This is a genomic window from Staphylococcus lloydii, assembly GCF_015775975.1.
In the GTDB taxonomy this organism is placed as follows: Bacteria; Bacillota; Bacilli; order Staphylococcales; family Staphylococcaceae; genus Staphylococcus; species Staphylococcus lloydii.
Genome location: NZ_CP064056.1, coordinates 2,105,118 through 2,118,069 on the forward strand (window position 1 = coordinate 2,105,118; position 12,952 = coordinate 2,118,069).

At 32.9% G+C, this 12,952-nt stretch carries 16 protein-coding genes; 4 read left to right on the plus strand and 12 right to left on the minus strand.

Annotated features, from left to right (window positions below; all coding sequences use genetic code 11):
- Window position 1 precedes the first annotated feature (1 nt).
- Window positions 2-568 carry an LOG family protein gene (locus ISP08_RS10340; protein WP_048792520.1) on the plus strand — a complete coding sequence of 189 codons (567 nt, stop codon included), beginning with the start codon at window positions 2-4 and terminating at the stop codon, window positions 566-568.
- A gap of 33 nt (window positions 569-601) precedes the next feature.
- Here the strand turns inward: ISP08_RS10340 and ISP08_RS10345 are convergent, their stop codons facing one another.
- From ISP08_RS10345 to ISP08_RS10360, 4 genes are all read right to left on the minus strand, one after another.
- A complete protein-coding gene (locus ISP08_RS10345) occupies window positions 602-1,147 on the minus strand; it encodes a GNAT family N-acetyltransferase (RefSeq protein ID WP_195718579.1) in 546 nt (181 codons plus the stop codon).
- A 108-nt stretch (window positions 1,148-1,255) separates the two neighbouring features.
- On the minus strand, window positions 1,256-1,552 hold the full coding sequence (locus tag ISP08_RS10350; RefSeq protein WP_048792518.1) for a hypothetical protein: 297 nt from the start codon (window positions 1,550-1,552) through the stop codon (window positions 1,256-1,258).
- Window positions 1,553-1,838: 286 nt separating this feature from the next.
- Window positions 1,839-2,105: an SA0632 family lipoprotein gene (locus tag ISP08_RS10355; protein WP_048792517.1), complete on the minus strand. Its 267-nt coding sequence runs from the start codon at window positions 2,103-2,105 to the stop codon at window positions 1,839-1,841.
- Window positions 2,106-2,147: 42 nt separating this feature from the next.
- On the minus strand, window positions 2,148-2,615 hold the full coding sequence (locus ISP08_RS10360) for a GNAT family N-acetyltransferase (protein WP_195718580.1): 468 nt from the start codon (window positions 2,613-2,615) through the stop codon (window positions 2,148-2,150).
- A gap of 91 nt (window positions 2,616-2,706) precedes the next feature.
- Between ISP08_RS10360 and ISP08_RS10365 the strand changes: the two genes are divergently transcribed.
- On the plus strand, window positions 2,707-3,390 hold the full coding sequence (locus ISP08_RS10365) for a DUF1129 family protein (RefSeq protein ID WP_048792515.1): 684 nt from the start codon (window positions 2,707-2,709) through the stop codon (window positions 3,388-3,390).
- A gap of 36 nt (window positions 3,391-3,426) precedes the next feature.
- On the opposite strand, the gene ISP08_RS10370 is transcribed toward ISP08_RS10365, so the two are convergent.
- The 5 genes from ISP08_RS10370 to ISP08_RS10390 form a co-directional block, all read right to left on the minus strand.
- Window positions 3,427-4,587: an MFS transporter gene (locus tag ISP08_RS10370; protein ID WP_195718581.1), complete on the minus strand. Its 1,161-nt coding sequence runs from the start codon at window positions 4,585-4,587 to the stop codon at window positions 3,427-3,429.
- Window positions 4,588-4,775: 188 nt separating this feature from the next.
- On the minus strand, window positions 4,776-5,258 hold the full coding sequence (locus ISP08_RS10375) for a DUF456 domain-containing protein (protein ID WP_048792513.1): 483 nt from the start codon (window positions 5,256-5,258) through the stop codon (window positions 4,776-4,778).
- Window positions 5,259-5,263: 5 nt separating this feature from the next.
- On the minus strand, window positions 5,264-6,472 hold the full coding sequence (locus ISP08_RS10380; protein ID WP_195718582.1) for a sugar efflux transporter: 1,209 nt from the start codon (window positions 6,470-6,472) through the stop codon (window positions 5,264-5,266).
- 26 nt (window positions 6,473-6,498) lie between these two features.
- Window positions 6,499-7,353 carry a LysR family transcriptional regulator gene (locus ISP08_RS10385; protein ID WP_048792511.1) on the minus strand — a complete coding sequence of 285 codons (855 nt, stop codon included), beginning with the start codon at window positions 7,351-7,353 and terminating at the stop codon, window positions 6,499-6,501.
- A gap of 217 nt (window positions 7,354-7,570) precedes the next feature.
- A complete protein-coding gene (locus tag ISP08_RS10390) occupies window positions 7,571-8,194 on the minus strand; it encodes a ribonuclease FAU-1 family protein (RefSeq protein ID WP_195718583.1) in 624 nt (207 codons plus the stop codon).
- A 199-nt stretch (window positions 8,195-8,393) separates the two neighbouring features.
- Between ISP08_RS10390 and ISP08_RS10395 the strand changes: the two genes are divergently transcribed.
- The gene (locus tag ISP08_RS10395; RefSeq protein WP_195718584.1) at window positions 8,394-9,503 is read left to right on the plus strand and encodes a 5-methyltetrahydropteroyltriglutamate--homocysteine S-methyltransferase; all 1,110 of its coding nucleotides are present in this window, start codon (window positions 8,394-8,396) and stop codon (window positions 9,501-9,503) included.
- Between the two features lie 73 nt (window positions 9,504-9,576).
- On the opposite strand, the gene ISP08_RS10400 is transcribed toward ISP08_RS10395, so the two are convergent.
- The 3 genes from ISP08_RS10400 to ISP08_RS10410 all read right to left on the minus strand — a co-directional run bounded on the left by ISP08_RS10400 (window position 9,577) and on the right by ISP08_RS10410 (window position 11,633).
- Window positions 9,577-10,059, minus strand: a complete 483-nt coding sequence (locus ISP08_RS10400) for a cupin domain-containing protein (protein ID WP_195718585.1) — start codon at window positions 10,057-10,059, stop codon at window positions 9,577-9,579.
- The gene (locus tag ISP08_RS10405; RefSeq protein WP_048792507.1) at window positions 10,059-10,775 is read right to left on the minus strand and encodes a YebC/PmpR family DNA-binding transcriptional regulator; all 717 of its coding nucleotides are present in this window, start codon (window positions 10,773-10,775) and stop codon (window positions 10,059-10,061) included. The genes ISP08_RS10400 and ISP08_RS10405 overlap by 1 nt, the downstream gene beginning before the upstream one ends.
- Window positions 10,776-10,973: 198 nt before the next feature.
- A complete protein-coding gene (locus ISP08_RS10410; RefSeq protein WP_195718586.1) occupies window positions 10,974-11,633 on the minus strand; it encodes a Bax inhibitor-1/YccA family protein in 660 nt (219 codons plus the stop codon).
- Window positions 11,634-11,976: 343 nt separating this feature from the next.
- On the opposite strand from ISP08_RS10410, the gene ISP08_RS10415 reads away from it, so the two are divergent.
- Window positions 11,977-12,795, plus strand: coding sequence for a LysM peptidoglycan-binding domain-containing protein (locus tag ISP08_RS10415; protein WP_048792505.1), 819 nt, complete (start codon window positions 11,977-11,979; stop codon window positions 12,793-12,795).
- Window positions 12,796-12,952 lie beyond the last annotated feature (157 nt).

The window sequence follows — 12,952 nt, forward strand, 5'->3', positions numbered from 1 at the left end:
AATGAAAAAAATAGCAGTTTACTGTGGTGCAAGTAAAGGTAATAATCCTATATATGTCAAAGAGGCGTATAATTTAGGATATTATATGGCTGAAAAAGGTTATGAATTAATATTTGGTGCCGGTTCAGTTGGTATTATGGGTGCTATTCAAGACGGCGTCTTAGATGCTGGTGGTAAAGTAACTGGAGTAATGCCTAAAATGCTTGATGAACGAGAAATTACGAGTCAAAAAGTAAGTGAACTTATACTTGTAGATTCTATGCACGAACGTAAAAATAAAATGGCAGAATTGGCCGATGCATTCGTTATGGCGCCTGGTGGTGCCGGTTCTTTAGAAGAATTTTTCGAAATGTATAGTTGGTCCCAAATAGGCATTCATCAAAAACCAATCGCAATGTTTAACATCAATAACTTTTTTGATCCACTAGAAAATTTATTATTACATATGATAGATGAAGGATTTATTGATCAAAAATATAAACAATTAGCCCCTCTTTGTAATACAAAAGAGGATCTACTCACAACTTTAGAACAATATAAACCACTGGGTATACGCACTTATGATTAAAAAAAAGAATGTAGCCGATATGCTACATTCTTTTTATTTGTTTAATTTTTTATAGTATCTGACATGTTTTTTTAACGGATTATAATTGCTTAACTCTGGATACTCAAAATGGTCATAAAGTTGCATGTTTATTTTTTCCATGACCTTAATCGAACTAACATTTTGTTCTGCAGTTAGGGAATAAACTTCTTCAATACCATGTGTTGCGGCGTAATCTAACACCGCTTCTGCACCTTCCGAAGCAATACCATTACCCCATACTTCAGGTATTAAGCGCCAACCAATTTCATAAAAAGGCAATTCTTCAAAACTATATTTACTGTTTTCTGATATATAATTTAGTCCTATAAATCCTAGCCAACCACCGGTTTCTTTCAATTCGACAGCAAATAGTCCTATACCGTGCTCTTTAATAATCTCATCCATCTTCTGCATATCTAATTCCGAACGACGATAACTTAATAAGCTAGGGAAAAAGCGTCTAACTTGTTGATTTGCATTCATTTGTTGGAATGGTAATAAATCTTCTTCATCCCAATCTCTTAAAATAAGACGATCAGTTTCGATATAAATTGTCATAAATTCACACCTCGTTATCGCTAATGGTAATTATAGTATTATAAAAAAGTAACGCGTTATGATTAATCATATCGCGCTACGTAATAATTTCTATAAGTAAAATGGCTATTATGCCTTAGTAATATAACTAATTAACTCTACGTTAACAGCTACTTCTTTTAATCTGTTTCTTTCGCTTTTTGGCGCAGTAAATGTAGCATCTATTAAATCATTTTGATGATCTAATCTATAAGTAGCTACGAATGTATCAGTATCTGATTCAAAATTAGGTAAATGTGCAACGACACGCTTAATTTCACCAGTAGAATCTTTTATTTGTCTTCCTGTAATATTTTCTAATTCTTTACCTAGTTCAGGTAACGTAATTGAACGGCCTTCTAAAATATTAAAGTCTTGTTCATGCATGATTAGTCCCTCGCTTTCTTCACCAGTCCTCAAATTATTGCTATTTATTACGAATTCATTTTAAAGTCTAACGTTAATATTTTACATTTATTATGATAACTCATAAGTCGCTTAATCTTTTACTTCAATTTTTATTTTATGACAAGTAAATACCCTTTAATGTTGAAGCTAAAACCCTTACAAATTATTTTACAGGAAATATTGTAACATAATTGTTAATACTAATTAAATAATTTTTCTATTAGTTATACATATATATGACTAACCGTATTTTTTATTCGTTCGTTTACTTATCTTTCTCTTTATCTGAATCTGTTTTCTTATCACTACTGTCGTCACTACCTGAACCACTGTCGATGTCTTTTTCTAGTTGGTTTGCTTGGTCTTTAAGTTTATCTTGTTGCTTAGATAACTTTTCTTTTTGTTGTTTTAAGTCTTTATTTTCTTTCTCTAATTTACTAATGTCTTTTTGTAATGATTCTTTTTCTGCACTTTTGCCACAACCTGATAATGCGATGGTCGAAGCCAAAATTAGAATAATCCACTTTTTCATACGTGAGCTCCTTATCATTATACTATCAGCATTATTTTACCATTATTCCTTAAGTTGTTCATCCTTTGTTGTAAGATCCTTAGACATTATAAGTTTTTCTGTGCTATAGCCTAATTTATTATTTAATTCAATCATTGCTTGGTTATCTTTATTTACAGTACCGACAACTTTATAGATGTTGTTTGCTATTGCCCACTGTTCAATGGCTTCTTTTAATTCACTTGCTATATGTTTATCCCTATAATCATGTGTGACAAATAGCATTTCAACCACTACTACTTTATCTTCTTTTTGACAATGTCCCCAAATAAAGCCAATAAGACGCTCATCTTTAATACAACAATATATAACATCATCCATATACTTTAATCGACGCAGAATCATTTCTTCCCGTAAACTTACAGCAAATGTAGTAGGTTCCTGCATATGTGTTTGCTTCGCTAATTCTAGCTCGTGAATATAAGCTATTTGGTTTATAAATTGTTTGTCTTTTAGGTTTAATTTTCTCATAATAGCCTCTCTATATAGTATTGATTTCTGTATTAATATTAGTCATAATTGTGTAGAAATCAATATTCTAATAAAAGGGACCTAAATTCAAATGAAATCTACTGACAAATTAACACGCGAAAACAATGTTAAATCGTTACGATTAAATAATACAGATAGAGAGATTTTTGAAAACTATATGACTTATGTCAGAGCTGATTTAAGTGTAAATCCTCATGATTCTGAAAAGATGTTGAATCGTATCTTAAAGCAATTGCTCAACGCTGAAGAACGCGGCGTACATGCAATGGATTTCTTTGATCATGACCCAAAAAGTCATGCCAAAAAAGAATTAAAAGCCCTACCCAATGAAACAATAATCAATATTTTCAAATATATTATTGAACATTTCATTCTGTTTGTAGGCATATTTTGCTTTTTAAAAGGGTTTATTGGTTTCTTCATAGGTGCTAAAAATATTTATTTATATACCTTCCCTATTATATTAGCCATTGGTATTTTTATTGTATTTTTATTTATTTGGATGATTTTCAAAGCGATACAAATGCAATGTTTTAGTAGGTCTCACCTCAGTTGGTTATTAACTTATTTCGTTATTATTGTACTTATATGCACATTATTTTATGTATTCTTTATGCCTCAATCATATTTAGCATTTGGACCCCATATATTTATCGGTAATTGGACGTTTATTATAATATCTTTAATTATTGTCCCAATATCATTATATATTGATCATCACTATTCAAATAAAAACGCCAATACAACTTTATAAAAAAACAGAAGCTCGACTTAGAGCTTCTGTTTTTTATTATGCTGTTTGTTGGTCTTTTTTCTCTACTTGAATACTAATAATTAAGAAAACAAGTCCGATAAGCGTGAGTATAGGTGCTATTAAGCTTAAAGAAGCAACGGGTAATTGTGTTACGACTACCCCTCCTAAAAATGCACCTAATGCATTACCTAAATTAAAGGCTGATTGATTTAACGTACTTGCAAGCGTCGGAGCATCTTGCGAAATCAATGTACTTTTAAATTGTAATGATGGACTCATACTAAATCCGATTAAGCCAAAGAAGAATACGCCAGCCACCATTAAGAATCCATTCATTTGTACGAAATACAATAAAATGAAGTAAAGAATGAATGTTACAAAAATAATTTTTAATGCTTTATTTAAATTCCAATCCGCTAATTTGCCCCCAATAATATTACCGAGTGTGACACCAACACCAAAAATAATTAATATATAAGAGATTAAATTTTCAGCTACGTGAGATACATCTATTAAAACTGAGGAGATGTAAGTGAAATAAGCAAATACACTACTAAATCCAAATAGTGTTACTGCTAACGTTAGCCATAAACGTTTTTCTTTTAATATCTTAAGTTCATTAAGCACTGATGCATCGTTATTAGGTTTTGTTTTTGGTACAAAAAAGATAATACCTATAAACGCACAAACACCAATTATTGCGATTACAACGAAAGTCATTTGCCATCCAAAGTTTTGTCCGATTAACGTACCAAATGGCACGCCTAAAATGTTACTTAAACTTAAACCCATAAACATTAAGGCCATAGCACTTGCTCTATATGCTGGTTTAACCATACTTGCGGCTAATATTGAACCAATACCGAAAAATGAACCATGCGCTAATGATGTTATGATTCTACTTGCTAGCATTACACCATAACTTGGGCTTAATGATGCGACAATGTTTCCAAAAATAAATATTGCCATTAATACTAACAACAACATTTTACGATTCCATTTAATCGTTAGCATCACTAATATAGGGCCACCAATCGCAACGCCTAATGCATACCCAGTAATTAGTTGTCCCGCTTGGCTTACAGAAACGCCAAAATCTCTAGCCACATTTGGTAATAGACCCATGATCACGAATTCCGTCATGCCTATAGCAAAAGCGCCAATTGCTAACATCCATATTGCTATCGGATATTTCATTTGCAGTACCTCCTATTTCGTTTTTTTGCACATGAATGCGATTATACTAAAAAGTGAGCTTAAGTAACAAGTGCATTGCTTAAATATTTTCATAAATTTTCATATTAATTTTCCTAGCTTATATAAAATGTCTAATAATAATAAAAGTAGCCATAACCTTAAAAGGTTTGACTACTTTTACTACAATATTAAATTAATACTTCAATGAAAAACCAAATTACCATGATAACCATGATTATCGCTTGTGCGATAGAACTAGCTAAAAAGGCAATAACCGAGCCAAAACTAGCACTTAACGCTTGATTGAAGTTAGATTTTAATATTAATTCAACTATAAGTACTGCAATAAATGGAATGATGATAATACCAAATGGCGGAAACACGAAGCAACCGACTAAGACACCGATTAATGCAACGTATTCACTTATTTTAGAACCACCAAATTTATTAACAAAGTATTTGTTCATTATAAAATCTGCAACCAAAATAAATATTGTAAAGAACAACATTGAAACATAGAACACCCAAGATAGATGACTGTGTTGTATACCGAATTGGTAAATTAAAAAACCAACCCATAACATAAGAACCGACGGAATTATCGGCTTAATTAAACCTATAAATGCTAATGCAAAAGCTATGATAATCAATAACCATATTAAAACTGACATACTATCTACTCCGTAACTTTTTCTGTATATTTGTGATCTTTAGTAAAGAATATGAGTACCATACCAATAAATAATGATATGGCTGAGACATAGAATACATTACCTAAACCTACCCAGTGGCTCATTGCTCCACCTAATAAGTTGCCGCACAATTGACCTATTACCATCGCATTTGCGAACAATGTAGATGCATAACCAGGGAAAGCTGGTAAAATATCTTGAAAGTAACTAATGCCTAAGCCTAATAAAATTGCTAAGAAGATAGCCAAGAACACTTGCCCTACTAACATCATTGCCACACTATCGAAAAAGCCAATACTTAGGAAAAACAAACCGCCAAAAAGGCCACCAGACATTAATAGCGTTCTTGTTTGTAATTTGGCAGATAAGACTCCTAGCACTACCATAAATGGTACTTCTAAGCCTGCACATAAACTAGCCAAATACCCTACATATTTTTCACTTTCTCCTAAATATTTTGTTACAAATAATGGCATATTCAAGGTATACATCCATTGTCCTATATGTAATAAAATAAATGCTAAAAATGGCACGATTAACGTTTTATCCTTAAGCATGTTTGGTGCGGCCGCTTCTACATAATTCGCATCTGTAGCTTTAGGCGCTGATTTGATATCTCTAAAGAACAGCACTTGTAAAATTAAGGTGAATAAAATGATTCCTACTGTGCCACCAAATAACCCCGAATACCCTTTTAGAGCTAACAAACCATTACCAATTAACGGGCCAAATAAAAATCCGAATGAAAACATTGATCGTAACACTGCGTTTGCAAATTTCGCTCTATCTTTCGAAGTAGAAGCATTGATGGATTCTCTTGCTGACGCATACATTTGTGGCATTGCAGGTGCAAATAAACCTTGGAATATCGCGTACATTGCAATAAAAATCCAAATTTCTCTAATGTAGAAATAGATGCTGAAACTCATAGCCCCCATAAAGAGTGCCGCAATAATTAAAAATTTACGATTGATACTTTTCGTATCTGAGAAACGCGCAACAATGGAATTTACAGTAAATTGACTAATAGCTGCTAATGCCAATAACAGTCCATATTGCGTCGTCGTCATACCTAAATCATTTGTCGCAAAAAGTACGAGATAAGGGATAGTGATTGCAATGCCCATACCTAGTAACATCATATTGAAGACAAATAATTTATAGTTTTTTATATGTAATAACTGTATAAACATCTATTTACCCTCAATCCTATTTAGCGTTATTTAACGTATTCCAACACCAAATTAATAAATGATTCTACTTGTGGAAGTTGTACCATACTTGCATCATAACTTAAATATGTAGAACGGATTAAAGGCTGTGACTCAATATCGACACGTTTAAAATCAAACTGTTCTTTATCCATATTTTTCATCATAATTTCAGGTAAAATTGTAACTCCTACGCCGTTTAGGAGCATTTCTTTACAAGTTGCAACTTGATCTACCGTTATCATAGCATGATAATCTTGCCCTAAGTGATTGCTATACCATTCTTTAATTTGATTTATGTATACTGGGTCAGCTTGAAATTCAATGAATGGAAGTTTATTAACTTCATCACGTCTATGATGTGGGTGAATAAAGTAATGTTCATCATTAAATAAATGCGTGTTATTTAAGTTCATTATCTTATTTCCTCTGATAATCATGACGTGATAGTCTCTATGGTTTGCTTTAATTTGTTCACTGGAACCGACTTGCACTTGGATCTCAACGTTTGGAAATTGACGAGTATATAAGTTAAGTACTTCAGGCAACAAAGTTTGTCCAATAAGAGATGAGCACCCTATCGATATGGTACCGTTAACCTCACCAATATGAGCTTGCATTTTATCTAAAAATAATCGTTCTTTTTTCAACATTTCTTTTGCATGTTCAATAATCATTGAACCTTCTGTCGTTGTTATTAATTGTTTTTTCGTACGTATAAAAATTTCGACACCAAAAGCATTTTCGATTGCTTTTAATCTTTGTGTCACAGCTGGTTGAGAAATATATAATATTTCGGCAGCTTTTCTTAACGTTTTAGTTTCATCTAAAGTCGTAATTAAACGATAATCGTCAATCTTCATAATAACCCCCTAAAGCTTTTAAATATAAGTTTTTATTCTTCTTTAGATGATGTGGATGAATTATTTTTAGTTAACTATTGGCATTATCAATATTAAAATTTATTCATATCTTTGAACAAATAAAATTTAAATATTTAGTAACGTTATAATAAGTATTTAAAAAAATGCATAATTCATTCTTCATATGTTCATGTAATCTCCAGCAATGAGCAACGCTCTAATGCTCATTATATTTATGTTCTTTATGTCGTGGGTGCTTTTTATGATGGGGTTTCACTTTATTAAACTTGTTTGGCTTATGTGTAGGCGTTTTGTGTTTAATTTTGTGAAAACAGTACATAATTTTTTCTTGCATTTGTGGAAAATCTTTATCGATTTTAATCATTAACTGATGCGCAATGACATATGCTTCATGATATTGCTGCTTTGAAATTTGATCTTGTTCTAATGCGCGCTGCAAATCTTCTTCATCAACTAATTCATACTCACCGTTCGGCAATACTAACACGTCTAAAAATAAGTCTAATGTTCTTGCATTCCCTTTTTGTGTAATATTTTTAATATTAATATCAAAATAATACTCTAGCGGATTCCCTTCGCTATCAATCATAACGGTGATACTATAACGCTTTTTTTCCGGAAGTATTTGTAACCACTGGTAGTTATCATCTGCTACGGTAATTTTTTGACCGACTACCGAAACTTCAAGTGGTTCACGTACCTTTTTCATAGTAACTAAGCCAATAATACCTTTAAATTTATTATTATTAACCTTTACTTCTACATAATCTCTATCTACGATTCGACGCCAGTGACGTTTATCGATATATTTTACTTTCACTGCCACCAACTCCTTGCTCTTATTATATAAAACTGATTTCATAATGTCATCCAAAGTATGAATTAATTAAACGCCAATTTTTAATTGTAACTATTGTACTATATTTCATAGCAATAAAGCTAAATTGACAACCTCTAGCTATTTTGTTAAATTGAAGTATATTTTCAGAAAATTCTATACAACTATTGGGGGAAGATGAATGACAGTACTACAACGACCATTTCGCGCCGACCATGTTGGCAGTTTACTAAGACCAGAAAGATTAAAACAAGCGAGAACACAATTTCAAAACAATGAAATTTCAGCTGAAGATTTGCAAAAAGTAGAAGATGCAGAGATTGAACGCATCATAGAAAAACAACTAGAAGTCGGTTTACATAGTATTACAGATGGTGAATTTAGAAGAAGTTGGTGGCATTTCGATTTCTTAGAAAATTTAGACGGCGTTCAGGGTTATACTCCCGAACACGGATTGTCATTCGAAGGCGTGGAAACACGTAGTCACAATGTACGTATCATAGACAAAGTAAGATTCAATTCAAACCATCCGCATTTTGAACATTTCAAATTTTTATATGACAAAGTTGGAGATCGTGGCATAGCAAAAGTTTCTATCCCAAGTCCTAACCAATTGTTCCACCCAAACATTTTAAATGAAGATATTTACCCAGATATTAAAGACTTTGCACATGATGTGGCTCAAGCTTATCATGAATCATTGCAAAAATTTTACGATTTAGGTGCACGCTATATCCAATTAGACGACGTCTATTGGGCTAATTTAACTTCTGGTACTCAAAAAACACGAGGCCGTGACCGTTCTGAAGAAGAAAAAGAACGTGCACGTCAATTAGCGTACGCAGTTATCAACGAAGCGATTCAAGGTTTACCAGAAGATTTATTAATTACAACGCATATTTGCCGCGGTAACTACAAATCTACTTGGGCCATTTCTGGAGGATATGAACCTATAGCACCGTATTTGTTTAAAGAAAATTTAGGTGGCTTTTTCCTTGAATATGACGATGACCGTTCAGGTGATTTTGAACCGTTACGTTATTTCCCAGAAAATAGTGCAGCCGTTTTAGGACTCTTTACTTCTAAAAGTGGCGAGTTAGAAAACAAAGAAACGATTTTAGCACGTATTGAAGAAGCTAAAAATTATATTAGCGAAGATCAAATATGTTTAAGCCCACAATGTGGATTCGCTTCTACTGAAGAAGGGAATCAATTAACTGAAGAAGAGCAATGGAATAAATTAGCTTATGTCGTAGAAATTGCTAACGACGTCTTCAACACTTCGAAATAGCACGTCTGTACGAGAATAATAATAAAAAACAGCTTCTCAACATTTAATGTTGAGAAGCTGTTTTATTAATAAATTACTTTTCTGCCAAAGCATAACGCGCTATAACTTTATTTAAATGTGGGTATAGCTGCTTTAATTCGGCTTGGGTAAATATTTCGAAGTGCTTAAAATCAAATGCAGGTTGGCACATACATCCTACTAAAGCGTAACCTTCCTCATTAGCAATTGAAGATGCAAATATCGTACCTTTAGGCACAACAGATTGTAATACATCGCCTTCATCTGTATTTTTGCCCAACCTAATACATTTATATTGACCATCCGGTTCAATCATATGCACTAATAACGTGTGACCTTCGTGATGATACCATATTTCATCGGCGTCTATACGATGAAAATGTGATATATTGTCATGCGACAACAAGAAATAAATGCTAGAGTATGGCGCGCGTGTTGAGTCTGAACTGTTACCTGTAATAATTTCTCTATAATAACCACCTTCAGGATGTGGTGTTAAGTTCAATTGTTCAATCCAGCGCTCAATATTTGGAGTCATTAATTTAACTCCACGTTATGGAAGACATTTTGTACATCTTCTAAATCTTCTAAAGCATCAATAAGTTTTTCGAATACTTCTTGATCTTCAGCAGATAATTCGACGTCGCTTTGTGGTAACATTTCGAATTCCGCTACTTTAAATTCTTCAACACCATATGCTTTCAATGCATCTTGCACTTGTGCAAATTGCTCTGGTTCAGCATAGACGATTGTTAAACCTTCTTCTTCAACAACGTCTCGCACATCGATTTCTTGTTCCATTAATTGTTCTAAGATATCATCTGCTGAATAACCTTCAAAACCAAATACTGCTGTATGGTCAAACATATATGCTACAGAACCAGATACACCCATATTACCGCCATTCTTACCAAAAGCGGCTCTTACGTCTGAGGCTGTTCTATTTACGTTGTTTGTTAAAGCATCAACAATGATCATTGAACCACTTGGTCCAAAACCTTCATATCTTAAGTGATCGTAGTTTTCTTCTCCTGCACCTTTAGCCTTTTCGATTGCTTTTTCAATGATATGGTTTGGCACAGAATACGTTTTTGCTCTTTCTAAAGTTAAACGTAAAGTTTGATTTGATTCTGGATCAGGCTCTCCTGATTTTGCAGCAACATAAATTTCTTTACCAAATTTCGCATAAATACGACTCGTATTTTTATCTTTTTGGGCTTTTTTCTCTTTGATATTATTCCATTTACGACCCATAATTTCATCTCACTTTCTTAATCCTCAAAATGTAACATTTATATTATAGCGTAAATCACGCTTATTATATAGTTGAAAAGCTATAAACTTTGTATTTACAATCCTCTCCCATTATTTAAACATAAAAGAGACGCGTCTGTCGTTATTGTACAACAAAACCCGTCTCTTCTATATCAATATTCAATTCAGTTATATATTTTATCTTTTGTTCATGCGTACGGCTAAATTTAACACGTATTTAATTATGTGTAGTAAGTTAATAAACAAGTTGAAGCCCATTTCTCTCGGTGAGAATTTACCTCGTTTCATACGGTTAAAATCGTATAGCGTATATAATAAGAATAACAGTAACCCTACGACCGTAATTATTGTATGGAATATTGGATTATGAATAAACATTCCTACGATACCTGCTATTACTAATGCAATTAATGTTACGAATAAGTATTTCCCCATACTAGAGGCGTTCCCGATTAGGAAATAACCGATAAGTCCAAATACAATAAATGCAGCTATCGCTAAGATAACGTTTTTGTAAAATACCTCTTCACCTAAATTTTGTAAATAACTGGTAAATGTCGCATATGCTAACAAACCAACTACGACAGTATAGATATGAGATATCACTAAACCTGATTTACGAGCTCGATTAGTAAATAACGTAATTAATACGAGCACTAATAGTGCAATGGATAATGGTTTACGCCAAGACATTGGTAAAAACTGTCCAAAATAACAGCCAATTCCAAAGATTATCCAATAATATACAAAGAATAACCATACTTTACCGTATGCTTTTGCTTGGTCTTTATTTTTCTTCATATTATAATTCTTTGTTTGTTGCGAAGCTTCCGCCATGTTCTTCCCTACCTTTTAAACATATTATTATTTCTAAACTAACACATATTTAAAATAACACATAATATTATATATGTACTTTAATCTTCAATATTTTGTGTTACTTAATATTACAATTTCTTAAATTATTAAACCCCATACAATGTAAAACATCTTATAAACGGCGTAAAAAGGCACAGTCAGACGTAATTGTAATTTTACACTTGTGTATTGCTAATATTACAAGTTTATAACATCAGACATAAACAACTATTTTTCTGTTAGTATGGGTTGTGAATTAACAATACATGAACGTTCTATGAATCATTTTAAATGTACATAGAGATATTGAGGAGGAGTAATTTTGAAAAAGTTAGCATTTGCAGTTACTGCTGCATCAGGGACAGCTGCTATTTTAGCAAATCATGATGCACATGCATCTACACAACATACTGTAAAATCAGGTGAGTCACTTTGGTCAATCGCTCAAAAATATAATACTTCAGTAGACGAAATCAAAAAAAATAATAATATTAGTAACAATATTGTTTTCCCGGGACAAGTCATTGAAATTGGTGGCAGCGGATCACAAGACTCTAGCTCTAACACGTCTTCAAATACTTCTTCTGAAGCATCAGGCGGTTCAACTCACACTGTTCAATCTGGTGAAACTTTAGCAGTAATCGCTAATAAATATGGTGTTTCAGTTGATGAATTAATGTCAGCTAATAACTTAAACAACTACATTATCCAACCAAACCAAACATTACAAATTCCTGGCGCTGGTTCAACTGGTGGCGGTGCAGGTGGCGGAGACACTGCTACAAGTCCAGCACCTAGCCAATCTGCAAACAGTGCAAATTTATATGACTGGGGACAATGTACTTGGCACGTATTTAATCGTCGTGCTGAAGCAGGTAAACCAATCAGTACTTATTGGTACAATGCTCAAGACTGGGCTAACGCCGCTGCTAACGATGGTTACACTATAAATAACAGCCCAAGCGTTGGCTCAATCTTACAAACTTATGAAGGACCTGTAGGTCACGTAGCATATGTTGAACGTGTTAATCCAGATGGTAGTATTATGGTTTCAGAAATGAACTACAACACTGCACCTGGTACAGTTGGATACCGTACTATCCCAGCTTCTCAAGCTTCAAGCTACAACTACATTCACTAAGAATGTGACAATACAATATATAATTATATACTCAAGAACATCTAACAATTGATGTTCTTGAGTGTTTTTTAGCTATTAAAAAACCATTGTTACTAAAAGTACCTTCCAACTTTTAATAACAATGGTTTTTAATATATGACTATTGATGATTATTTAC